The organism is Pseudomonas sp. LS-2, assembly GCF_003605735.1.
Lineage (GTDB): Bacteria > Pseudomonadota > Gammaproteobacteria > Pseudomonadales > Pseudomonadaceae > Aquipseudomonas.
The window spans coordinates 190,256-212,699 of record NZ_QXTJ01000002.1 but is presented as its reverse complement, the minus strand read 5'-3'; the positions used below and the strand labels follow the sequence as shown (position 1 = coordinate 212,699).

The window sequence follows — 22,444 nt, the reverse complement described above, 5'->3', positions numbered from 1 at the left end:
GCCCTCCGGGCCTGTTCGCCAGCAAGCCGGCTCCCACATTTTTTGCAACGTGCCGCAGCCTGAAAGATCTCCTTATCCACCTTGTGATGCCTGACCCATCAGCGAACTAAAAAGGCTGACAACTCGATCCATCAGGCCATGGCACGTTTAAGCTGATGTGGGATCCGGCTTGCTGGCGAATGCGGAAGGTCTGTCACATTGACGTCGACTGACCCACCGCAATCGCGGGCAAGCGCGCTCCTACGATATTGGCTCAATTCAGAAGCCCGATAGGCCACAAATCTGCGGTATTGCAGGACACGCCTAACGGCTTCTGCCCGGAGGGCGTGGGAGCCACCGGGGTGGCGCTCCACCTTGTCGGCGATCTGGCGCGCAGCGGCAGCAAAACCTGTGCATGCGGTGTGCCTGATGCACTGAGGTGGATGATCTTACTGCCGGTACCCGGCAGATCGCCGACAAGTCTGGCTCCCACGCCTTCGGCAGAAGCGGGATTGCAGTGTGGTTCGAGCTTTTGATTCTGGCCGAAAGCCGTGGGTGCCGGCGCAGGCAAGCGCGCTCCTAAGATGTTTGGGGCTCAGCACAGAAGCCCGGTAAGCCACAAGCTGCGGTATTACAGGAGACGCCGAACGGCTTCTGCCCGGAGGGCGTGGGAGCCACCCCGGCGACCTCCCACGCCCTCCGGGCAGAAGCGGGATTGCGGTGTGGTTCGAGCTTTAGATTCTGGCCGAAGCCCGTGCGAACCGGCTTGCTGGCGAACAGGCCTTAAGGGCATTAGAGTTGCAATCCCGAGCCAACCCCTACAGCAACGGCTTCAACTGCGGCCACACATTCTCCAGCAATCGCCCTTGAGCATTGGCGGCCGGATGCAAGCCATCCGCCTGGGTAAACTCGGGGACCCCGCCTACCCCCTCCAGCATGAAAGGCACCAGCGCGACCTTCTTCTCGGTCGCCAGATTGCTGTAGACCTCCTTGAACGCCTGGGTGTAACGCGCCCCGTAGTTCGGTGGAATCTGCATCCCCAGCAGCAACACCCTCGCCCCCGCCTCCCGCGAGCTATCGATCATCGACGCAAGATTTTGTTGCAATTGGGCCGGTGGCTGGCCGCGCAGACCGTCATTGCCACCCAGTTCGAGAATCACCAGATCCGGCTTATGCTCTGCAAGCAGCGCCGGTAGCCGCGCCTGGCCACCGGCACTGGTGTCACCGCTGACCGACGCGTTGACCACCTTCTCCTTGTAACCTTCCTTCTCAAGACGCTGTTGGAGCAAACTGACCCAACCCACGCGGGTATCCAGCCCGAAAGCCGCGCTGATACTATCCCCAACGATCAACACCGTGCCTGCCATGGCTCCTTGAGACAACAGCAGCAACCCCAGGCCAGCACTTAAAAACCACGCACGCATCGGATTCTCCATGAGCGAAAGTATTCTCAGTGCAAGGAACCTAAGCAAAGTGGTCCCCAGCACCGAAGGTGACCTGACCATCCTGCACGAACTCTCCCTGGAACTAAACAAGGGCGACACCCTGGCCATCGTCGGCGCATCCGGTTCCGGCAAATCGACCCTGCTGGGCCTGCTGGCCGGTCTGGACCTGCCCAGCGCGGGCGCGGTGACGCTGTCGGGGCGTAACCTCAGTGAACTGGATGAAGACCAGCGCGCCAGGGTTCGCGCCGAACACGTGGGATTCGTCTTTCAGTCGTTCCAGCTGCTCGACAGCCTGAATGCGCTGGAAAACGTCATGCTGCCGATGGAGCTGGAAGGCCGCAAGGACGCCCGGGAGCAGGCCCGGCATCTGCTGGAACGTGTCGGCCTCGGTCAGCGGCTGACCCATACCCCGCGCCAGCTCTCGGGCGGCGAGCAGCAACGGGTGGCCATCGCCCGCGCCTTTGCCGCCGACCCTGACGTGCTGTTCGCCGACGAACCCACCGGCAACCTCGACAGCCATACAGGCGAACGCATCAGTGACTTGCTGTTCGAGCTGAATCAGGAACGCAATACCACACTGGTGCTGGTGACCCACGACGAACGCCTGGCCCATCGCTGCCGGCGCCTGATCCGCCTTGAAGGTGGCCGCCTGGTCACCCCTATGGAGCCCTGATGGCACGTCTGCCGCTTGCCCGTCTGCTCAGCCTCGCCGCCCGCCAGTTGCTTCGCGATGCCCGCGCGGGAGAGCTGCGCGTGCTGTTCTTCGCCCTCATCGTCGCGGTTGCCGCCAGCACCGCCATCGGCTACTTCGGTTCGAGACTGAACAGCGCGATGCTCTTGCGCGCCACCGAATTTCTCGGCGCCGACCTGATCCTCAGCGGTTCGACGCCTGCGAAACCCGAGCAAATCGAAGCCGGTACCGCGCTCAAGCTCGACCACTCGCAGATCGTGATCTTCTCCAGCGTCGTGGCCACCGACAACGGCATTCAGCTCGCCAGCGTCAAGGCGGTGGATGCGGCCTACCCGTTGCGCGGCGAACTGAAAAGCGCCGATGCGCCCTATCAACCCGAAGTCACCGGTGGAGAGCCGGGTCCCGGAGAAGCCTGGGCCGAAGCGCGCGTGCTGGTGGCGTTGAACCTGAAAGCCGGCGACAGCATCGATGTCGGCTCGACCACCTTGAAAGTCACCCGTGTGCTGACCTACGAACCCGACCGCGCAGGCAATTTCTACAGCCTGACGCCACGGGTGATGATCAACATGGCGGATCTGGAGGCGACGAAAGTGGTGCAGCCGGGTAGCCGGGTCAGCTTTCGCGACCTGTGGCGCGGCACCCCACAACAATTGGCGGCCTACCGCAAGGCGATAGAGCCTGCACTGGCGCCCAATCAGAAAATCGATGACGCCCGCGACGGCAACCAGCAGATAGGCGGCGCGTTGGGCAAGGCCGAGCGCTACCTGAACATGGCGAGTCTGGTCGCCGTGCTGCTGGCCGGCGTGGCAGTCGCATTGTCCGCCGCCCGATTCGCCGTCAGACGGTTCGATGCCAGCGCGCTGCTGCGTTGCCTGGGCCTGTCGCGTAACGAAGCACTGGTGCTGTTCAGTCTGCAACTGGCGATGCTCGGCATTGCCGCCAGTGTGGCCGGCGCGTTGCTCGGCTGGTTTGCCCAGTTGGGGCTCTTCTACCTGCTGGAAAACCTGCTGCCCGCGGCCGTTCCGCCGGGTGGGTGGCTGCCTGCGCTAGCCGGCATCGGCACGGGGCTGGTGGCACTGGCCGGTTTCGCCCTGCCCCCGCTCGCGGCGCTGGGTCGCGTTCCGCCGCTGCGCGTGTTGCGCCGCGACATGTTGCCGATCCCCGCCAGCACCTGGCTGGTCTATGGCGCTGCGCTGTTGGCACTGGGTCTGATCATGTGGCGCCTGAGTCTGGACCTGATCCTGACCTTCGCCCTGCTCGGTGGCGGCCTGATTGCGGCCGTCGTCCTGGGCGGCATCCTGCTGCTGGCTCTGCAGAGCCTGCGACGCCTGCTGGCGAACGCATCTTTGCCATGGCGTCTGGGTCTGGGCCAATTGCTCCGACACCCGATGGCAGCGGCGGGCCAGTCTCTGGCGTTCGGCCTGATTCTGCTCTCAATGGGCTTGATCGCCTTGCTGCGCGGCGAACTGCTGGACACTTGGCAAAACCAGCTGCCCAAAGACGCGCCCAACTATTTTGCGCTGAACATCCTCCCTGCCGAACGCGACCACTTCGCCGAACGCATGGGGCAGTTGTCGACCCACAGCGCGCCACTGTACCCCATGATTCCGGGGCGCCTGATGAGCATCAACGGCGAGGCGGTGAGCAAGTTCGTGACCAAGGACTCGCGCGGAGAAAACGCCACCCAGCGCGACCTCAACCTGACCTGGGCGGCCAACTTGCCGGAAGGCAACACCATCACCGAAGGCCAGTGGTGGAACAACGAGCAAGCGCCCACCGACGCGATACCGGGTGTATCGGTCGAAACAAAACTGGCGAAGAGCCTGAACATGAAACTCGGCGACACCTTGAGCTTCGTGATCGGCGGCGCGACCCACGAAGTCAGGGTCACCAGCCTGCGCGACATCAACTGGGACACCTTCCAGCCCAACTTTTTCATGATCTTCCAGCCCGGCACGCTCAAGGATGTGCCGACCACGTACCTGACCAGTTTCTATCTGGCACCGGGCAACGATCAGCAAATCGTCGAACTGTCCCGCGCCTTCCCCGCCGTCACCATCCTGCAGGTAGAAGCGCTGCTGGAACAACTGCGCAGCATCCTCGATCAGGTCACCCTCGCCGTGCAGTACGTATTGCTGTTCGTGCTGGCAGCGGGCCTTGCAGTGCTGTTTTCCGGTTTGCAGGCGACGCTGGATGAGCGCATTCGCCAAGGCGCACTGCTCAGGGCGCTGGGGGCCAATCGTGCGTTGCTGATCAAGGCCCGACGCATCGAGTTCGGCCTGCTGGGCGCCGTCAGTGGGGTGCTGGCAGCGCTGGGTTGCGAGGTGGTGAGTTTTGCCTTGTATCGCTACGCCTTCAATCTTGAGTGGCACCCCCATGCCTGGTTGTTGGTGCTGCCGCTGATCGGCGCCCTGCTGGTCGGTGGCGCAGGCGTGTTCGGCACCCGCAGAGCCCTGAACGCCAGCCCGCTCACCGTGCTGCGCGAAGGCTGACATCAAGGGTTGACCGTCACGATGCCGACAGCAAAGATGTCGGCATCGTGCACGGAGCACCGACAACCGAGAAGCCCTTTGAGCACCAACATCTGCACCCGCGAGGGTCACACCGCCCTCAAGCAAGAACTCGATCACCTGTGGCGCGTCTACCGACCGGAAATCACTCAGAAGGTCGCGTGGGCGGCGTCGCTGGGTGATCGCAGCGAGAACGCCGACTACCAGTACAACAAGAAGCTGCTGCGCGAAATCGACCGCCGCGTGCGCTACCTGCGCAAGCGCCTGGAAGACATGCGCGTGGTGGACTACTCCCCTGAACAGGAAGGCCGGGTGTTCTTCGGCGCGTGGGTCGAGATCGAGAACGACGATGGCCAAACCAAACGTTTCCGTATCGTCGGCTACGACGAAATCTACGGCCGGATGGATTACATCTCCATCGATTCGCCCATGGCGAGGGCGCTGTTGAAAAAGGAAGTGGGCGACGAGTTCAGGGTGCAGACGCCCACCGGGGAAGCCACGTGGTACGTCAACAGCGTTGCGTACGAGAACGCGGGCAGCTGATACCCCAGATACTCCACCCGCACTTTCCGGTCGGCGTTGAACCGCTGGTAGCAGGTCGACGGCCTGGACATGTTGACGCAGTGAACGGGCTCTTTTTTCTTCCCTGGATGCTAGTGTTGCCCTTGATCTCAGAGGCTGTGCCATGCACGTTATTGCTGACTACTCCAACGAACACCATCGAACTGCCGTCATCGCGCTGTGGGAAACCGTCTTCGGTTACGAAACCGCGCATAACACCCCTGCCCTTGCCATCGATAAAAAACTGGCCGTTAACGATGGCCTCTTTTTTGTCGCGCTGGCAGGAGATGAAGTGGTCGGCACCGTGCTCGCCGGATACGACGGTCATCGTGGCTGGTTGTACTCGGTAGCGGTTCACCCCGCCCACCGCAGACGGGGGTTGGGTGCAAGGCTTGTTCACCATGCGGAGAACGCCCTGACCGGGCGTGGCTGCATGAAAATCAACCTGCAAATCGTCAGCACAAATGAAAGCGTCAAAACTTTCTATGAAGCACTGGGTTATTCGACCGAACCTCGTATCAGCATGGGGAAAAGGATCGAGTCGAATATCGCGATGCCGAGGGGGTAGGTCTGGTTGACGTGGCGTTTGGGTCGGGGACCGCCAGCTTTCGGCCGATTCTGTTGAAAAAGTAGATCTCCTGCCTGGCCTGCGGCAAAATCAGGTCATCGGCCAGCGGGAGGATTCGCAGCATGATGGGACAATTGTCGAACGGACAAGAGAGACTGTTTTACTCGTTCAACATTGAAGATCACATCCCAGCCAATCACCTCCTGCGCAGCATTGATCGATGCCTCGATCTAAGCGATCTGCGCCATTATCTCGCCGATTTTTATAGCCCAATCGGGCGTCCATCGATTGATCCCGAACTGATGATTCGCCTGTTGGTGGTGGGCTACTGCTACGGCATTCGTTCCGAACGTCGGTTGTGCGAAGAGGCTCATTTGAACCTGGCGTATCGCTGGTTCTGCCGCTTAAGCCTCGAAGACGAAGTCCCCAATCGCTCTACGTTTTCCAAGAACCGCCACGGTCGTTTTCGTGACAGCTCGCTGTTTCGCTGGCTGTTCAACGGGGGTGCTGTGTCGGTGCATGGACGCGGGTCTGGTCAAGGGCGAAGGGTTTGCTGTCGACGCCAGCGTCATCAAGGCAGATGCCAGTCGACAACGTGGCGTACCTGGCAACGAAGAGGTTAACTGGCGCGATCCGTCGCTGAGTACTCGCGCCGTTCGTGAGTACCTGGATGCGCTGGATGATGAGGCGTTGGCCGAAGCACTGCCCAAGCGCCTGTCGCTGACTGATCCACTTTCTCGTTGGACCGCAGCGCCAGGAGGCCCAGCGTTTTTCGCCTACTCGACGAACTATCTGATTGATGTCGAGCATGGCGTGATCATGGACGTGGAGCCGACGCCAGCGCATCGAACCGCCGAGGTCGAGAGTACCAAGACCATGATTGAGCGGGTCGAAGAACACTTCGATATCAAGCCGGATCGGCTCATCGGCGATACCGCTTATGGAACCGCACCGATGCTGGCCTGGATGGTGGACGAAAAAGACATCGAGCCACATGTGCCGGTATGGGACAAAACCGAGCGTAAGAACGACAGCCTCTCGATCAGCGATTTTCAATGGAATGAAGAGGTGCAGGAATATCGTTGCCCCGCGGGGAATGCCCTGCGTAGCGAGTGGCGGGCCTTCAAGAACCAGCGCTCACATGTCACGAAAGCCGACACCATCATCGTCCGATCCCGGCAAACCGACTGTGCTCCATGCTCAATGAAAGAGCGCTGCTGCCCGAACACTTCATTTAGAAAAATCGCACGCAGCGTCCATGAAGCAGCCCGCGATGTAGCGCGGCGAATCGCCAAGACACCTCAATATGTGTGCTCTCGCCACGAACGTAAGAAGGTCGAAATGTTGTTCGCTCACCTCAAACGAATCCTGAAACTGGATCGGTTGCGACTACGAGGAATGACCGGTGCGAACGACGAATTTACCTTGGCGGCTGCGGTACAGAATCTAAGAAGACTGGCAAAACTGACCTCACAAGGGCCGCCGGCCAGGGGATAGGTACGCCCGGAAACAGCAAAAAACCTCAAATCAACCCACCGACCAAGCTGCAACGATCAACGCAGAACGAAAAAGCCACGCAACGTGGTGGATAGGTTCTGAGGTGAGGGACAACCTCGACATCTTCGAGCCTGAAATTCCGACTTTTTCAACAGAATCGGCCAAAAGCAGTCACCGAGGGGTGTTTAGGCAGCTGAAATGCGAGTAACACCAGTTGTTTCGAGAGCCTAGGCGCAGACCAGAGGATACAGAACAATCTAGTTTGGGATGGAAGCGATAAAACTTTACGGGTTAGGACTCAAGATAGGCTGCTGGATCTTGATAGCGCACAATTCAAGGACGGTTACCCATCAACTCTCAGGAGCTGTAACGCGAGCATATGACCAGGGTAAAACCAGTAGCCCCATTGCGTGACTTTCCACAATCGCACCTCCCATGGGCGGCGCAGCATCCACAACCCAAGGAAGGCGCTGAGAAAAGCGGTCAGCAGCGTGGCTGCGGCATACCCATCCAGATCCAACATGCGCCCCAATGCGCCGTGCCTTGAGTTCATCAGCACGCAGAGCAACGCGGGCAAAATCGCCAATGCAGGGTGTGCGGGTTTTGTGACGGCAATCGTAAACGCAGCAGGCAACAGCAAGCCGTACACCCCGTACATCAACGACTGCTGATAGATCAACCCAATGGTCAATGCAGCCACCGCCAGTACGGCACCAGCATGTGAGCGTTGGTGAAACCCAAGCGCGACCAATAATCCCAGCGTCAGGGATGGAAAAACATTCAGGGTCTGGGAGTCGTAGAACCACCTGTAAGGCGGCTCTGAAATTAAAGAAAAGAACACCATGAACGCCACATAGCGTGCCGAACTGGGGGTGATCATTCGCCTTGGCGTTGTACGCGCCACGTTTGCGGCTATCGCCAGGCAGAAGAACGGAAAAGAGATTCTGCCGGGGATAAAGGTGATGGCGAGTTCCGGCCACACGAGGCGCAGATGATCGATCACCATGGTGATCAACGCGATCCACTTGATCAGATCAAGGCCGTGTTTTCGATCAGGTTTGTCAAGGGCAGGCACGATTGTCATTCAGGCACCCCAGCCAAGCGTGATTGAGGTCACCACCAGGTAACGCGAAGCTTTGGCCAGGGTGACAATCACCAAAAAACTCCAGAACGGCGCTTTCATCACGCCCGCCACCAAGGTAATGGGGTCGCCGATGATTGGCAGCCAACTGAGTAGAAGCGTCCATTGTCCATAGCGGTGGTAAAGCGCTTGCGCCTTGATGAGCTGCCGTTCTTTTACGGGAAACCAGCGCCGGTCTCGGAAGCGTTCGATGGATCGCCCCAAGAACCAGTTCAGGATGGATCCGGCAACGTTCCCTACCGTAGCACTCAATAGCAGCCCAAGCGTGGCATAGCGCTCCGACAACAGCATGCCCACCAGCACAGCTTCGGATTGCAAAGGCAGAAGTGTCGCGGCGCCAAAAGCCACCGCAAACAGCCCCAGATAACCCGTGAGATCAAACACTGCGCCAAACTCAGCTGTGCAGCCCGATCCAGCCGTTGATACCTACGTACAAGCCCACGCAGATGATCAGCACGCTGGAAAGGTAAGGAGCTCGGCGCGCTGCTTCGCTCAGCCACGGAAAGCGACTGGAAGCCTTACGTGCTCCGATTGCAGCCGCAGCTCCCACCGAAACCAAGGTAATCGCCAGCCCAATACTGAAGCAAAGGACGAGGATGGCCCCCAGCGTGACCTGCTTGACCTGCAAGCACAGCAGCAGAACGGTAATCGCTGCCGGACAAGGCACCAGTCCACCGGTCAAACCAAATACCAGGATTTGGCCATTGGTGACCTCACGGTTAGTAAAGCGCTTGCGAATATCGTTGGCGTGAGCGCGTTCATGGGTATCCTGATAACCCTCAGCCGTCAGATCCATCCCGGCGAGTTCAGTATGGTCAGGATGGTGGCCGTGTTCGTGCTCTTTGAAGTCGAGGTCGTAGTCATGCGTATGACCGGCATGGCCCAGGCTCAATCGTGCTTTGAATTCGTGGGGTTCAGGAATTTCGTCGAGCGATTGGAGAAAGCCGTTCTCCTGCGCAAATCGAAATGACTGCATGACGCCGTCAGAGCGGATGGTGTGGACAACAACCTCGTCTTCCACCCACGTATGGCCACTTAGCGTCTCCAGTCGCCAGTGAGGCGGCATACCCTCCTCAAAAATCGACAGCTCAACCACGCCATGTCCGGTGTTGATACGGTGAGTTTCATCATGTCCATGATGGCTTTGAGTTTGCTCCAGTTTGTAAAGTTGCTCACCACGCCATGTACGCCAGAGCATCCACAGCGCAATTGCCACGATCAGCACCGAAGACGCTATCTGGAAATACGGTTCGGTTGTCTCTGCATCGAGGCCCTGTCCTAGATACATGCCCACTATTGCCACCAGCCACACCACTGCTGTGTGCGAAACAGTGGCCGCCAGCCCCAGCATCACGGCCTGTTTCACCGAGCCTCGGATCGCGACGATGAATGCCGCCATCATTGTTTTGGAATGACCCGGTTCAAGGCCGTGCAAGGCGCCCAAGAGAATGGCGCTTGGAAAATACAGCCAGGCATGTGATCCGCCCTGCTGCAACAACTCGGAGAAATTGAGCATGGTCGCCTTACAGGTATTTGGTGATTTGTTTGAAGGCTTCCAGGGGCGCTCGCTCGCCCTTGGCGAGTGAGTCCACCGTGTCCTCAAGACAGTGATCGATGTGATCCTGAATCAATGTCCGCTTCGCTTGGCACACAGCCTTTTCGACGGCATGAAGTTGCTGGGCAATGTCCACGCATTCCCGGCCTTCTTCGATCATCGTGATGATGCTGCGCAGGTGTCCGTCAGCTCGTTTTAGCCGCTTGATGATTGCTTCGTGAGACTGATGCGTATGTCCATGAGGGGGTTCATGCTCACTCATTGCTTGAGCCTCTTGGCTGAATGATTTAGGCTGGCATGCTATCCCCTAGGGGGGGATACGGTCAAACCGTCGTCGAAAAAATTAATTCGATGTGATCTTCATGATTAGCGTGTCCATGGCGAATAAAATTCGATCATTCATAGTTGCATGCGCGTTGCTGTTAGCGGTCATGACGGCGTGGGGGACACACATCTCCACGTCGCTGATTGCTACCGGGCATTCCGCTATGGCCATCGAACATGCCGCAGACGCACAAGATGACTATTGTTCGGATCATGTGCACACACCGACGATGGGTGATCATCAACATGAGATTCCTCACCTCGTCCGCCCGCCGCTATTGAAGTCGTACGTTGCCCTTACTTTTAGGCACACGGACTCGTCCTATCCGCTTCCTGATGCCCCGTTCTTTCAGATAAAGCGTCCGCCGCGTCCTGATTTGCCGGTCTGAAATCGGTCGCTTCACGCGGCCCACGATTACTGCAACTCAGGATCTGATCATGCATTTGTGCACTTCAAATCGAGGGGGCGCGCTAGTATCCACGGCGCGTCGTTCCCTTCTGTATCTCTTCGCTCTGCTCGCATTATTTCTGGTAGGCACCGCTGATGTGATGGCTCACGCGGTGGCTGAAGGAGATAAAGGTTTCATACAGGAAAGTACCGGCGTGATGCTGCTCCCATTCATCTACATGGGCGCGAAACACATGATCACGGGCTATGACCACCTTCTGTTCTTGTTCGGTGTGATCTTCTTCGTCTACCGGCTAAAGGACGTTGGGATCTATGTCACGTTGTTCGCCGTAGGACACTCGGTGACTCTGCTGTTCGGCGTGCTAACCGATATCAGTGTCAGCTCCTACGTCATCGACGCCATCATCGGATTCTCAGTGGTCTACAAAGCGCTCGATAACTTGGGTGCCTTCAAGCGGTGGTTTGGGTATCAGCCTAATACCCGATTGGCCACCCTGATTTTCGGGCTGCTGCATGGCTTTGGCCTGGCGACGAAGATTCAGGAGTTTGAAATCTCAGCGGACGGTCTGATTCCCAATCTTTTGGCTTTCAACGTTGGCGTGGAAATCGGCCAGCTTCTAGCCCTCAGCGCGATCCTCATTCTCATGGGGTATTGGCGCCGCACCGAAAGCTTTTGGCGGCATGCATACACGGCGAACGTCGCCATGATGAGCGCGGGCTTCCTGCTCATGGGTTACCAAATCACCGGCTTTTTCATTTCTGCCTGAGGACACGACATGTTCAATTCACCACTTCCATCTGCCAATGACTTGCCTAGCGCCGGGAAACTTCTCAGGTCAACTGTCGCTGCGCTGCTGGTTGCAGTTGGCCTCCTGATCACAGTGGTTATGCCATCTGAATACGCGGTCGATCCGACCGGGCTAGGCAGAGCTCTAGGGCTACAACAGATGGGCGAAATCAAGATCGCCCTGGCAAACGAAGCGCTGGCCGAAACCTTGGCGCCGGCTCCTGCAGTTGCTGTTGCTGTTGCTGCGGCTCCGTCTGTGGCACCTGCGGCGATGACCACTCCTCCTGCGATTTCGTCAACGCCTGCCTCAGCTGCTACCACTCCGGCGACCGTAGATCCCGCCAAAACAAACAAAATGACGGTAAGCCTGAAACCTGGTGAAGGTCGCGAGATCAAGCTTGAAATGGTTAAAGGCGCGAACGTTAGATACGAATGGACGGTCGCGGGAGGGACAGTGAATTACGACACTCACGGCGAACCTTATGATGGCAAGAAGGGCTATTTTCACAGCTACAGCAAAGGTAAGCAGGTCAACCGCGATTCCGGCGATTTCACTGCACTGTTCGATGGAACGCACGGTTGGTTTTGGCGCAACCGCAGCGATGCTCCAGTGACCATCTCGCTCGCGACTTCGGGCGAGTATTCGAACGTCAAACAGTAAAGCTTCTCTCTGCTTGCGGCTCGTTATGAATCGAGCTGCGGGTGCTTTTTCTTATCTGAGGTCAGTCCATGAACACATCCAAAACCCTGCTGCGTTTCACCTTCGTTACTTTGCTAATCGGCCTGCTTTCTGGCTGCGGTGATCCTTCGGCCAAGTCCGCTGAAGGGGAGAACGGCCACGGCCATTCTCACGAGTAAAAACTGAACAATCAGGGCCGCATTAGCGGCCCTGATTTTTTGGCCAGCGAGGATGTTCATCATCAATGATGTAGGGATGCTGATGCTCGCCCGTGTCATGATTCCCGCCGTTCGCTTCATCGTGCGTGTGTTCTACAAACTCTTGCTCATGGGCTGGTCGCCAGATCAACATACTCAGCAGTAAGGCTGCGCCGGCGACAAGGGCAAGTGCAATGAACGATGCCGTCAGGCCGACCTTCGCCCCCATCCACCCCGCCAGCGGGTAAGTGATTAACCAGCAGGCGTGTGATAGCGCAAACTGTGCCGCAAACAAGGCCGGACGGTCTTGCGCATGAGCAGAACGACGCAGCAGCCTGCCGCTCGGTCTTGCGCATGAGCAGAACGACGCAGCAGCCTGCCGCTCGGTGTCTGGGCCAGTGAATAGCCTATCCCTAGAAAAGTCCACAGTGGCAACAGGAAGTAGTAGTTCGTGAGGGAAATACCGATTGCCAGACCGGCGACCAGTATTCCGCCACCAATCAGCATGGCGGTACGGTCGCTGATGTCCTTCAACAGCTTGGGCAGACAGAGCGCTGCCAACATCGATCCCCCGCCAAAGGCGGCCAGCGCTAAAGCGGTCGAGCTCTGCTCAAGCTTGAAATCCGACTGCACCAAAACGACGGTGTTAACGATGACCATAGCGCTTGCTGCAGCGACCGTGAGATTCAAAGCTAGGAGGCCCCGAAGCCTTGGGGTCGCCAGAAAGAGACGCATACCGCGAGTCGTACGCTCATAGATGCTACGCCGTTTTACCGGCTTCGCCTTTGGCAAGAGGACTGTGCATACCAGCGCTGCTGAGGCTAGAAAGCCCACGACAGTCCCTGCAAACAGGCTGTGAAAGCTGATCACTGTCAGTAACGCTGCCGCGAGCATAGGGCTGGCTACGCTCTCCAGATCGTAGGCTAATCGCGACAGCGACAACGCTTTGGTGTAGTCATCTTCATCCGGAAGGATGTCGGGAATAGTGGCTTGAAAGGTAGGTGTGAAGGCTGCTGAAGCTGACTGCAAAACGAAAATAAGCACATACACCTGCCAGACCTCAGATACGAACGGCAAAGCCAATGCCACTAGCGCCCTGATGAGATCAAGGGACACCAACATGGCCCTACGCGGCAATCGCTCTGCAAATGCAGCCGCAATCGGTGCAACCCCAATGTAGGCAGTCATTTTGATGGCCAAGGCGGTACCCAGGACGGCCCCAGCCTCAGCCCCTGCCAGGTCATATGCTAACAACCCCAGTGCGATGGTTGCTAACCCGGTGCCTATGAGGGCAATGACCTGCGCCAAAAACAGGTGGCGGTACGTTCGATTGGCCAAAATATTCAGCACGGCAACGCCTCGGAAAGGGGAATGGGGTTGATGTTGGAAGAGCTGCGTGAACTACCATTCATATCCCCCTAGGGGGATACAATTGTGATCCTATCTCAGGTGTGGAGTTCACTCAAGAGATCCCGTCAATCTGAGTCAGGGCATGGAATGGTCGCTCAGCGGACGCAATCTTGATCGCGGCGCCCAACTTCTATGCAGGTGCGTGCCTATCGGCAACGAGGAATGCCTGTCTGCGGTTCCAACTGCTATCTGAGCGGCAATCGCGCCCAATCGCCTTGAAGCTCTACAGGAGAAGTTGCCAGGCACTGAAATAGGCCTATAGTCTGTATCTCTACATATTTAGTAGCGATCTCTTCATGAATAATTGGATCGTTCTGGTCATGGCGTTGCCAACGTCACAAGCCACAGAACGCATGCGCGCTTGGCGGGCGTTGAAGGCGTGCGGTGCAGCAGTATTGAGGGACGGCGTCTACCTTCTGCCGGACGAACCTGCATGCCGTGATCACTTGGCCAGCGTGGAAAAGGACATCGCTTCAACCAATGGCACCGCTTTTCTGCTTCCTATCGTTGATCCCAATGGCGAACGCTTCATCAACCTGTTTGATCGAGGTATGGATTACCTGCAACTGAGTCAAGAGATCGAAAATTGTCGAGCCTTGCTCAACGAGGCGACGGTGGGCACGTGCTCTAAAACCGTCCGCAAGTTACGAAAGCAACTGGCCCAGTTAACGGCAATCGACTTCTTTCCTACTGATCTCAAGGTTCAGACCAGCACGGCGCTGACAGAGCTTGAGGTTTCGATCAGCCGCGCTATTTCTCCGGAAGAGCCTACGGATTCGAACCAGCCGATCACTGTGCTTGAAAGAGCTGAGTACCAGGGCCGAGTCTGGGCAACCCGCAAGCGCCCCTGGATTGACCGCTTGGCATCGGCCTGGCTCATCCGCCGATTCATCGACAGCGATGCTCAGTTGCTCTGGCTCGCCCATGCCAATGACTGTCCAGCACATGCACTTGGATTTGATTTCGACGGTGCACAGTTTTCCCACACAGGGAATCTGGTGACCTTCGAAACGCTGATGGCGAGCTTCCAGATTGTCGCGCCTGGAGTGTCTCGCGTCGCGGCACTGGTTCACTACATGGATGTCGGGGGGATTCAACCTCCTGAGGCCACTGGGGTTGAACGGGTGATGAGTGGGCTTCGGGAAACCATGCTCGACGACGACCAGCTGCTGGCCGCTGCCGGTGCGATTTTTGATGGCCTGCTCAATGGTTTCGTGAAAGAGGATGCGAGCAATGCTTGAATCAACGACCGTTCCGGGTGCATTGGTTGCTCCAGAAAAGGTCAGCTTCCGGGAAGCCTTTTGGTTCTGGCTTAAGCTGGGGTTCATCAGTTTCGGCGGGCCTGCTGGACAAATTTCGATCATGCATCAGGAACTGGTCGAGCAGCGACGCTGGATTTCCGAACACCGGTTTTTGCACGCCCTGAACTACTGCATGTTGCTCCCTGGGCCAGAGGCACAACAGCTTGCCACGTACATCGGCTGGCTCATGCATCGGACGTGGGGCGGGATCATTGCGGGTGTGCTGTTTGTGTTGCCATCGCTCTTCGTGCTGATTGGGTTGTCTTGGTTGTACATCGCTTTCGGCAATCTTGAGGTCGTGGCGGGCATCTTTTATGGCATCAAGCCCGCCGTCACCGCCATTGTGCTGCAAGCAGCCCATCGCATCGGCTCGCGGACGCTCAAGAACAACTGGCTTTGGGGTATCGCGGCGGCGTCGTTCACGGCGATCTTTGCGTTCAACGTGCCGTTTCCACTGATCGTGCTGGCTGCCGGAATCATCGGTTATCTGGGCGGGATATACGCGCCCTCAACGTTCAGCGCCGGTGGCCACGCGGGCTCCCGTAAATCCTTCGGCCCCGCCCTCATTGATGATGACACCCCCACGCCAGAGCACGCCCGCTTCAGTTGGCCGAAGCTAGTCGCGCTTCTCGCTATAGGCGCGGCACTCTGGCTTGTCCCAATGGCGCTTCTGACAGCTGCGCTCGGCTGGGACGCCACGCTTACCCAGATGGCTTGGTTTTTCACCAAGGCAGCGCTGTTGACCTTCGGCGGCGCCTACGCCGTGCTTCCCTACGTTTATCAGGGGGCGGTCGGTCATTATGGATGGCTGACACCGACCCAGATGATCGACGGCCTGGCATTGGGCGAATCGACGCCAGGGCCGCTGATCATGGTGGTGGCGTTCGTGGGGTTTATCGGTGCTTATGTATTGCAGGTCTTTGGCCCTGAGCATGCCTTTCTTGCGGGCGCTGTCGCGGCAGGCCTGGTCACTTGGTTCACCTTTCTGCCTTCGTTCCTGTTCATTCTGGCAGGCGGCCCTTTGGTGGAATCGACTCAGAACGCGATTAGGTTTACCGCCCCACTTACTGGAATTACCGCTGCGGTGGTTGGGGTGATAGTGAACCTGGCAATGTTCTTCGCTTACCACGTGTTCTGGCCTAACGGCATCGAGGGCCGAATGGATTGGATATCACTTCTCATCGCATTTGCAGCGGCCGTGGCTTTATTTCGCTACAAGCTTGGCGTGATCAAGGTGCTTATGGCCTGCGGCCTCGCAGGCTTTGGGGCAAACTTGTTAGTGCAGCTCTAAAGTGTCGCGGATGAGAAAGCACGCCACTAGACAGCATTACGTTCGGCGAACGACGGCTTGATTCGACCAGCTCTTGGCTCACAGCTGAATTCGCGAGCGGCTGCTTTGGGTCCAGGCTGTGTGAAAACGCGCTAAACACCTCGAAAACTGAGAGTCGCGAGGGTTGCCTATGGAATCAGCGGGCGAAAGCGCGAATTAGCTTAGTCAGTGACATAGACGTTCGTAATGCCGTTTGGGCCGCGTCAGCGGCCCAAACGGCTACTAACGGGCGAGCCAAGCGGCTGGATTCACGCCCTGATCGCCTCAAGCAGTCCTGCGATGCCGAAGATGTTCATCATTCGTTTGAGGTTGTAGGCGAGCACATGAAGGCTCATCTCAGTGCTCACCCTCGGCAGGGTTTTGGTCAGGAAGTGGGTACTTCCCATCCAGTACTTGAGCGTTCCAAAAGGATGCTCAACGGTCTGTCGACGAACCCTCATCATCGCGGGATCATCTTCTAGCCGAACCTGCATCGCGTCGACTACCGACTCATGTTCCCAGCGCTTCACCCGGCGCTCCTTACCCGTCGTACATTGCTTTTGCATTGAGCAGGACTGGCAGCCTGAGAAGTAATAACAATGCAATAACATGCCGTCTTCCGTCGACGAATGTCGCCTGGTTAGTAACTGCCCCGCAGGGCATCGATACTCGTCCGACGCCGCAAGATAGATGAAATCCTGCTTGCCGAATCTGCCTTCCGCTTTGCTGCCAGATGTGAGGGGTTTCGGTACGAAGGTAGTGATGCCGGCTTGCTCGCAAGCAAGGATTTCCAGACCTTTGTAATAGCCTCGATCAGCCACCACCGTTAGCGATTCAGCTCCAATTTCTTCACGCGCTTGGTTCGCCATATTGCTCAGCTGCCCGCGATCATTGCCAACGTTGGTCACCTCATGGGTGATCAAATGGTGTTTGTCGTCGACAGCGGTTTGCACGTTGTAGCCAACCGTCCCGGTGCCCCGACCGCTCGTGGCCATTGAGCGTGCATCTGGGTCTGTGAGGGAAATCTGCTGATCTGGACTTTCGCGGAGCTGCGCCTCAATTTCCTTGAGTTTCTGCATCTGCTTTTTCAGTGTTCCTATCTTTTCTTTAAGCCGCTCTGCTTTGGCCTCGGCCACTTCGGGCGTTGCCCGATCCGCCGAATCCATCGCCGCCAGATATCGATCAATGCTCTGCTCGATCTGCTGCATGCGAGCCTTCACTTTGCCCTGAGTGAAGTTGCGGTCGCGATTATTGACGGCTTTGAATTTGCTGCCGTCGATGGCGATGATCGACTGGGAGAAGAGATTGAGGTTGCGGCAAAGAACTACGAACTGGCGGCATACGCTAAGAATGGCTTTGCCATTGTCTTTGCGAAAGTCGGCAATTGTTTTGAAGTCCGGAGCCAAACGCCCCGTTAGCCACATCAACTCGACGTTGCGCTCGGCCTCACGTTCAAGCCGGCGGCTGGACTGAATCCGATTGAGATAGCCGTAGATATAGATCTTCAGCAACACCGATGGGTGATAAGCCGGACGACCAGTTGCGGCAGGATCGACGCCCTCAAAACCAAGGGCGCCCAGGTCGAGTTCATCGACGAAAACGTCGACCACGCGCACTGGATTTTCTTCGGCTACGTAATCGTCCAAGCACTCAGGCAGCAAGGTGACTTGCGTCCGAGCCTCACCTTCAATGAATCGCTTCATGGTCGCCCCCGCTCCGATCTCGACGATCAGAAGGTTAGACAATCACTGGCGTTTTCACACAGCCTGGGTCGATAGCTGCCGCTTGCCGGAGGTTTAAAACGGTGTCGAACGAGCGAGAGCACGAAGCCATGTGCCCGACGCAGAACAGATCACTCACAAGGAATTGGCAAACCAGTTCTCTCCATCAGGAGGGTAGGATAGATTTTGCAAGATCCAACCATGCCTCGGCAGCGAATGAGAGCTGACCCTGGCGTCGCCACGCGAGCATGAGTTTCCATCTCAAATCCGGCGATGCCAGCTCAAAGAATTTGAATCGGGATTCATCAAGGTTTTCGCAGAAGGCCTTGGGCAATAAGGCCACGCCAACCCCCAAGCTAACCATTGTTGCGATGAAATCCCACTGTGAGCTTCTCCCGCTGATCTTCGGAGAAAACCCCACTGCGTTGCAGGCCTCAAGAACGAGGTCATTCAGCGCAAATTGCTCGCCGTAAAAGATAAATTTGGAATCTGCCAGATCAGCCAACCGTACGCTCGGTTTCTCAGTCCATTCCGGGGTATTGGGAACGAGTAGGCAAAGAGGCGACTCCACCAGAGGGATGGAGTCAAATTCTGCGTTAAGGGTCTCATGGCTGGATAGATCCATCGTGGCACCTAGCTCAATCTTCCCGAGCCTTAACGCCTCTAACGCCGCGATGCTACCCATTTCATGCATCTTCAGTTCAATTGATGGGTAAGCAACGTGGTATGCCGCGAAGACGGGAGCTAAAACCGTATGAGTCGAAGGGGATAATGAGATTTCGAGCTTACCCTTGCGTATGTCCTTAAGATCTCGCACCTCGGCTTTCATCTTCTCGTGGGTAAGAATTATTTCCTTGGCCCGTTCGTACACGATGTTGCCAGCGTCCGTAACGTTGAAACGCTTACCGACGCGCGAGAGTAGGACGACTCCGAAGCTCAACTCCAACTGTTGGATCATTTTGCTAATAGTCGGTTGCGTTAGGTTCAAGCGAGCCGCCGCTTTGGTAAAGCTACCCTGCTGAACGACCTCCACGTAACCTCGAAGCGATTTCACATCCATCGATCATTCCACTTTTGAATGATTTTAGTAAAAATAATTCATTATCATTATGGGAGTCAAGATTATAAGGTTTCCTGCATGACACACATAGATACGGCAGCACATCGTGGACTCTTTGCATTCAGTAGCGCAATCTAGAAAGCTAGCAGCTTGGGCGAGCAATTTTGCACAAGTAATTCTCATTTCCTTGATCTGGCTGGTCGCCGGAAAGATTGCGATCACACTCAAAATTCCATTATCGGGTGGCGTACTAGGCCTGCTCATCCTTGTGGTATTACTCATGACCAAGGTTGTCCACCCCGCCTATCTAGAAAACGGAGCAGAGATATTACTTACCAACATGATGTTGTACTTCATCCCACTGGTTGTCTCGATCATTAAATATTTTTCTTTATTCCAAAGCTCTGGATTAAAACTGATGATCGCGATCAGCGTAGGCTTCGTCGTAGTTATGGTGGCTACAGCAGCAACGGTCGAATGGTTTTGTCGATGGACCCGCAAACGACTTCTCAAATCACATCTCGCGGTTCGCAAAGGACGGTTAGCTACACGCCATCCCGGTCAACTCTTCTGAGACATCCGCTATGCCACGTCACCTCATCGCCTTTATCTTTCTAGTAGCCACCGTCGCTTCGTTCTACCTGGCCCAATCGATTCACAGACGTTATAAGAAAATTTGGCTGGTGCCTGCCGTGTCCTCTTCATTGTTTATAATCGCACTCGTAGAGGTAACAGCTACTCCTTACGAAGTTTACTTCCAGGACACCCAGTGGTTAGTGTGGCTGCTCGGCCCTGCTACCGTCGCCTTCGCTTTGCCGATTTACCAGCAGAGAAAACTCATAATCAAATATTGGCTTGCCTTACTAATGGGAAGCCTGGCAGGGATCATAGCGTCGGTGTGCGTTACCCTTGTCCTCGGAAAATTGCTGAGCCTCGACCCTCTGATCGCGCATAGCCTACTTGCGCGCTCAGTCTCTACTCCGTTTGCACTGGAAGCTACTACGCACATGGGCGGATCAGCGCAACTGACGAGCTTGTTTGTTGTAATCACAGGACTGCTGGGCATAATTTTCGGTGAGGTAACTCTTGCGTTTTTGCCCTTCAGATCCAAGATCGCAAAAGGCGCGCCCTTAGGCACTGCAGCTCACGGATTTGGTTTGAGCGTCGCTAAAACCATGGGCGCTGAAGAAGGGGCAGTTGCTAGCCTTACAATGATTTTTAGCGGGGTGATAATGGTACTCCTGGCGCCTGTAATCTCGGTAATGGTCGGTTAGATCCATCAGTTGAGTCGCCCAATCCCACAGCGTTCACATGCTCAATAGCTTTTCCTAGCGGCGCAGATGGGCGTATCGACGCAGAGACGTCTGGTCCCGCACATTGCTGGAAATGCGCAGCCATGCGCCCTAATCAGCGCACCGACCTGACTTAAATGATGAGACGATCGCGCAAGGAATTGAGCGGATCACGTAGGACTTGCACTCCCTCCAGGCAACAAGCTAAGCCCATCAAAACACATGGGACTTTGCTATGAACACTCAGAACACTCTCACTCACAAGCTGCTGAACGAAGCAACCCGCCTCGATAAGCTGGGAATTCACCTGATCCGGATCGGGGTGGCGATTATCTTCATATGGATCGGCGCACTAAAGTTCGTGCCCTACGAAGCTGACAGCATCACTCCATTCGTGGCCAACAGTCCTGTCATGTCGTTTTTTTATGCTCATCCTGCCGAGTACAAAGAACATCTGACTCATGAAGGCCAGCTCGATCCTGCCAAGCGTCTGTGGCAGACGGAAAATCACACCTATGCGTTCTCAGATGGGCTTGGCACGGTCGAAATTCTGATTGGCTTGTTGGTGCTGTATTATGCTTTTTCCCCACGCTTGGGAATGGTTGGATCAATACTCGCGTTTCTTACCCCTCTTGTCACACTGTCCTTTCTTGTAACGACCCCAGAGGCGTGGGTCGCTAACTCGGGTGACGCAAACTTCGGCTTCCCTTACTTGTCGGGAGGCGGAAGACTGGTTCTCAAGGACGTACTCATGCTGGCAGGGGCGATAGTCATGATTGCCGACTCAGCTCGCCAGTTGCTCCAAGAAAGGTCCGCACCGAAGCCGTATCAAATTCACACCGTTTGAGGCGACGTCCTCAGGCTACCTCCAGCCTCATGCCACCGCAGATCTTGACTAGCAGGCCATAGAGATTCACCTGACCACGCTGGAAAAGAACACCCATGTTACAAACGCTTCAGGAGCGCTGAGCAAGCCCGGCTCGATTGAGCCGGGTTCAGCAAATGGCTGTTAGGGATTGGGGCGAACAGCCTCAAGAAACTTCAAAATTTCGGTAGCGACCAGTTTGGGGGCTTCACGCTGAGGAAAGTGACCAACGTCTTCAAGCACCCGCCGCTCATACTGACCTGTAAAAAATTTTTCTTTTCCCTTGGAGCTATCGGGATGATTACAGGTGTCTGCGCCACCGTGCAGCACTAACGTTGGTACGGACAATTGTGGTGCTGGAGTCAATTTCGCGTCAATGAGATCTGAGTGGGCGTCGCCTTTGGCAAAGCCCCAGCGGTGCCGGTACGAATGCAGAACCACTTCGGCCCAATCAGGGGAATCGAAAGCCTTGCAGGCTGTTTCAAAATCCGCCTCGCTGTACCAGCCTGGGGGAGACCAGGTGTCCCACATCATCCTCGCAAAGGTATAGCGATCGTTCTCAACCGTCAGGCCTCCACGCGGCGTCGCCATGAACCAGTGGTACCAATAGTTCCGAGCCTGTTGCAGCGATATGGCTTGATTGGGATCGTTCGTGCCATACCCCACAGAGAGCATCACCAAGGCGCTAGCCACCCCCTCTCGGATCCCGCAGGCGTTAGCAACGGCACGAGCACCCCAGTCATGCCCCATGAGTATCGGGCGCTCCAACTTCATCGCATCAATGAAACCCAAGAGGTCGACGCCCAACGAGGACAGCGCACCTGTGCGCGGAGTGGAAGGATCTTGAAATGTGGTCGGCGCAAAACCTCGAAGTGCAGGCGCCAACACTCTATAGCCTTGAGCAGCCAGGTGGCCGGCAGTTCCCAGCCAGGTTTCAGCGCTATCCGGCCAACCGTGCACCAGCACGGCAACGTCCGTTGAATCGGGATTCCATTCAAGGTAACCAATGTTCAGCTGATCGATCGAAATGAACGAGTACTTCATAACAGTCCTTACGGTTTGCATGATTGACTATCACGAAGCCTACCTTCTAAATTAATAATTATTCATGATAAATAGCCATCTATTATCAACGTTTCAAAA

20 protein-coding genes and 2 pseudogenes are annotated in these 22,444 nt (G+C 56.5%); 13 read left to right on the top strand and 9 right to left on the bottom strand.

Features of this window, described 5'->3' with window-relative positions:
* Positions 1-797 precede the first annotated feature (797 nt).
* Positions 798-1,403, bottom strand: a complete 606-nt coding sequence (locus D3M70_RS01840; RefSeq protein ID WP_120123862.1) for an arylesterase — start codon at positions 1,401-1,403, stop codon at positions 798-800.
* Between the two features lie 10 nt (positions 1,404-1,413).
* Between D3M70_RS01840 and D3M70_RS01835 the strand changes: the two genes are divergently transcribed.
* The 5 genes and pseudogenes from D3M70_RS01835 (at position 1,414) to D3M70_RS01815 (ending at position 7,251) form a co-directional block, all read left to right on the top strand.
* Positions 1,414-2,097 carry an ABC transporter ATP-binding protein gene (locus D3M70_RS01835; RefSeq protein ID WP_074749736.1) on the top strand — a complete coding sequence of 228 codons (684 nt, stop codon included), beginning with the start codon at positions 1,414-1,416 and terminating at the stop codon, positions 2,095-2,097.
* Entirely contained in the window at positions 2,097-4,607 is a 2,511-nt protein-coding gene (locus D3M70_RS01830) for an ABC transporter permease (RefSeq protein ID WP_120123860.1), read from the top strand. Before D3M70_RS01835 ends, D3M70_RS01830 begins: the two co-directional genes overlap by 1 nt.
* Positions 4,608-4,685: 78 nt before the next feature.
* The gene (gene greB, locus D3M70_RS01825) at positions 4,686-5,168 is read left to right on the top strand and encodes a transcription elongation factor GreB (RefSeq protein ID WP_120123859.1); all 483 of its coding nucleotides are present in this window, start codon (positions 4,686-4,688) and stop codon (positions 5,166-5,168) included.
* Between the two features lie 142 nt (positions 5,169-5,310).
* Complete coding sequence (locus tag D3M70_RS01820) at positions 5,311-5,754, top strand: GNAT family acetyltransferase (RefSeq protein WP_120123857.1); 444 nt, start codon at positions 5,311-5,313, stop codon at positions 5,752-5,754.
* A gap of 122 nt (positions 5,755-5,876) precedes the next feature.
* Positions 5,877-7,251 (top strand): annotated as a pseudogene (locus D3M70_RS01815) (IS1182 family transposase).
* Between the two features lie 343 nt (positions 7,252-7,594).
* Here the strand turns inward: D3M70_RS01815 and D3M70_RS01810 are convergent.
* The 4 genes from D3M70_RS01810 to D3M70_RS01795 are packed head-to-tail and all read right to left on the bottom strand — an operon-like array spanning position 7,595 to position 10,209.
* Positions 7,595-8,335: a TraX family protein gene (locus D3M70_RS01810; RefSeq protein WP_120123855.1), complete on the bottom strand. Its 741-nt coding sequence runs from the start codon at positions 8,333-8,335 to the stop codon at positions 7,595-7,597.
* Positions 8,336-8,776: a YqaA family protein gene (locus tag D3M70_RS01805; protein ID WP_120123853.1), complete on the bottom strand. Its 441-nt coding sequence runs from the start codon at positions 8,774-8,776 to the stop codon at positions 8,336-8,338.
* A 10-nt stretch (positions 8,777-8,786) separates the two neighbouring features.
* Positions 8,787-9,908: a nickel/cobalt efflux protein RcnA gene (locus D3M70_RS01800; protein WP_120123851.1), complete on the bottom strand. Its 1,122-nt coding sequence runs from the start codon at positions 9,906-9,908 to the stop codon at positions 8,787-8,789.
* Between the two features lie 7 nt (positions 9,909-9,915).
* Positions 9,916-10,209 (bottom strand): metal-sensing transcriptional repressor, encoded by a 294-nt coding sequence (locus D3M70_RS01795; protein WP_120123849.1) that lies wholly within the window; start codon positions 10,207-10,209, stop codon positions 9,916-9,918.
* Positions 10,210-10,709: 500 nt separating this feature from the next.
* Between D3M70_RS01795 and D3M70_RS01790 the strand changes: the two genes are divergently transcribed.
* The 3 genes from D3M70_RS01790 to D3M70_RS32520 all read left to right on the top strand — a co-directional run bounded on the left by D3M70_RS01790 (position 10,710) and on the right by D3M70_RS32520 (position 12,325).
* The gene (locus D3M70_RS01790; RefSeq protein ID WP_120123848.1) at positions 10,710-11,447 is read left to right on the top strand and encodes a HupE/UreJ family protein; all 738 of its coding nucleotides are present in this window, start codon (positions 10,710-10,712) and stop codon (positions 11,445-11,447) included.
* Between the two features lie 9 nt (positions 11,448-11,456).
* Positions 11,457-12,128 carry a transmembrane anchor protein gene (locus tag D3M70_RS01785; RefSeq protein WP_120123846.1) on the top strand — a complete coding sequence of 224 codons (672 nt, stop codon included), beginning with the start codon at positions 11,457-11,459 and terminating at the stop codon, positions 12,126-12,128.
* A gap of 68 nt (positions 12,129-12,196) precedes the next feature.
* Positions 12,197-12,325, top strand: a complete 129-nt coding sequence (locus tag D3M70_RS32520; protein ID WP_256659666.1) for a hypothetical protein — start codon at positions 12,197-12,199, stop codon at positions 12,323-12,325.
* Positions 12,326-12,347: 22 nt separating this feature from the next.
* Here D3M70_RS32520 and D3M70_RS01780 read toward each other — a convergent pair.
* Positions 12,348-13,693, bottom strand: a pseudogene (locus tag D3M70_RS01780) (MFS transporter).
* 356 nt (positions 13,694-14,049) lie between these two features.
* Between D3M70_RS01780 and D3M70_RS01775 the strand changes: the two are divergent.
* Entirely contained in the window at positions 14,050-14,994 is a 945-nt protein-coding gene (locus D3M70_RS01775) for a chromate resistance protein ChrB domain-containing protein (RefSeq protein ID WP_120123844.1), read from the top strand.
* On the top strand, positions 14,987-16,345 hold the full coding sequence (chrA, locus tag D3M70_RS01770) for a chromate efflux transporter (protein ID WP_120123842.1): 1,359 nt from the start codon (positions 14,987-14,989) through the stop codon (positions 16,343-16,345). Before D3M70_RS01775 ends, chrA begins: the two co-directional genes overlap by 8 nt.
* A 287-nt stretch (positions 16,346-16,632) precedes the next feature.
* On the opposite strand, the gene D3M70_RS01765 is transcribed toward chrA, so the two are convergent.
* Both D3M70_RS01765 and D3M70_RS01760 read right to left on the bottom strand, forming a co-directional pair.
* A complete protein-coding gene (locus D3M70_RS01765) occupies positions 16,633-18,066 on the bottom strand; it encodes an IS1182 family transposase (protein WP_120123841.1) in 1,434 nt (477 codons plus the stop codon).
* A 184-nt stretch (positions 18,067-18,250) separates the two neighbouring features.
* Positions 18,251-19,144, bottom strand: coding sequence for a LysR family transcriptional regulator (locus tag D3M70_RS01760; RefSeq protein ID WP_120123839.1), 894 nt, complete (start codon positions 19,142-19,144; stop codon positions 18,251-18,253).
* Positions 19,145-19,250: 106 nt separating this feature from the next.
* On the opposite strand from D3M70_RS01760, the gene D3M70_RS01755 reads away from it, so the two are divergent.
* The 3 genes from D3M70_RS01755 (at position 19,251) to rclC (ending at position 21,283) form a co-directional block, all read left to right on the top strand.
* Entirely contained in the window at positions 19,251-19,718 is a 468-nt protein-coding gene (locus D3M70_RS01755) for a CidA/LrgA family protein (RefSeq protein ID WP_165869714.1), read from the top strand.
* A 10-nt stretch (positions 19,719-19,728) separates the two neighbouring features.
* Positions 19,729-20,418, top strand: coding sequence for an LrgB family protein (locus D3M70_RS01750; RefSeq protein ID WP_120123835.1), 690 nt, complete (start codon positions 19,729-19,731; stop codon positions 20,416-20,418).
* Positions 20,419-20,671: 253 nt separating this feature from the next.
* The gene (gene rclC / locus D3M70_RS01745) at positions 20,672-21,283 is read left to right on the top strand and encodes a reactive chlorine resistance membrane protein RclC (protein ID WP_120123833.1); all 612 of its coding nucleotides are present in this window, start codon (positions 20,672-20,674) and stop codon (positions 21,281-21,283) included.
* 162 nt (positions 21,284-21,445) lie between these two features.
* On the opposite strand, the gene D3M70_RS01740 is transcribed toward rclC, so the two are convergent.
* Positions 21,446-22,345 (bottom strand): alpha/beta fold hydrolase, encoded by a 900-nt coding sequence (locus tag D3M70_RS01740; protein WP_120123832.1) that lies wholly within the window; start codon positions 22,343-22,345, stop codon positions 21,446-21,448.
* Positions 22,346-22,444: the final 99 nt, after the last annotated feature.

What these genes read in the sequence shown, in the direction of transcription:
- D3M70_RS01840 (WP_120123862.1), bottom strand. Translation starts at nt 1,403, where the DNA reads ATGCGTGCGTGGTTTTTAAGTGCTGGCCTGGGGTTGCTGCTGTTGTCT.
- D3M70_RS01835 (WP_074749736.1), top strand. Translation starts at nt 1,414, where the DNA reads ATGAGCGAAAGTATTCTCAGTGCAAGGAACCTAAGCAAAGTGGTCCCC.
- D3M70_RS01830 (WP_120123860.1), top strand. Translation starts at nt 2,097, where the DNA reads ATGGCACGTCTGCCGCTTGCCCGTCTGCTCAGCCTCGCCGCCCGCCAG.
- D3M70_RS01820 (WP_120123857.1), top strand. Translation starts at nt 5,311, where the DNA reads ATGCACGTTATTGCTGACTACTCCAACGAACACCATCGAACTGCCGTC.
- D3M70_RS01810 (WP_120123855.1), bottom strand. Translation starts at nt 8,335, where the DNA reads ATGACAATCGTGCCTGCCCTTGACAAACCTGATCGAAAACACGGCCTT.
- D3M70_RS01800 (WP_120123851.1), bottom strand. Translation starts at nt 9,908, where the DNA reads ATGCTCAATTTCTCCGAGTTGTTGCAGCAGGGCGGATCACATGCCTGG.
- D3M70_RS01795 (WP_120123849.1), bottom strand. Translation starts at nt 10,209, where the DNA reads ATGAGTGAGCATGAACCCCCTCATGGACATACGCATCAGTCTCACGAA.
- D3M70_RS01790 (WP_120123848.1), top strand. Translation starts at nt 10,710, where the DNA reads ATGCATTTGTGCACTTCAAATCGAGGGGGCGCGCTAGTATCCACGGCG.
- D3M70_RS01785 (WP_120123846.1), top strand. Translation starts at nt 11,457, where the DNA reads ATGTTCAATTCACCACTTCCATCTGCCAATGACTTGCCTAGCGCCGGG.
- D3M70_RS32520 (WP_256659666.1), top strand. Translation starts at nt 12,197, where the DNA reads ATGAACACATCCAAAACCCTGCTGCGTTTCACCTTCGTTACTTTGCTA.
- D3M70_RS01775 (WP_120123844.1), top strand. Translation starts at nt 14,050, where the DNA reads ATGAATAATTGGATCGTTCTGGTCATGGCGTTGCCAACGTCACAAGCC.
- chrA (WP_120123842.1), top strand. Translation starts at nt 14,987, where the DNA reads ATGCTTGAATCAACGACCGTTCCGGGTGCATTGGTTGCTCCAGAAAAG.
- D3M70_RS01765 (WP_120123841.1), bottom strand. Translation starts at nt 18,066, where the DNA reads ATGAAGCGATTCATTGAAGGTGAGGCTCGGACGCAAGTCACCTTGCTG.
- D3M70_RS01760 (WP_120123839.1), bottom strand. Translation starts at nt 19,144, where the DNA reads ATGGATGTGAAATCGCTTCGAGGTTACGTGGAGGTCGTTCAGCAGGGT.
- D3M70_RS01750 (WP_120123835.1), top strand. Translation starts at nt 19,729, where the DNA reads ATGCCACGTCACCTCATCGCCTTTATCTTTCTAGTAGCCACCGTCGCT.
- rclC (WP_120123833.1), top strand. Translation starts at nt 20,672, where the DNA reads ATGAACACTCAGAACACTCTCACTCACAAGCTGCTGAACGAAGCAACC.
- D3M70_RS01740 (WP_120123832.1), bottom strand. Translation starts at nt 22,345, where the DNA reads ATGAAGTACTCGTTCATTTCGATCGATCAGCTGAACATTGGTTACCTT.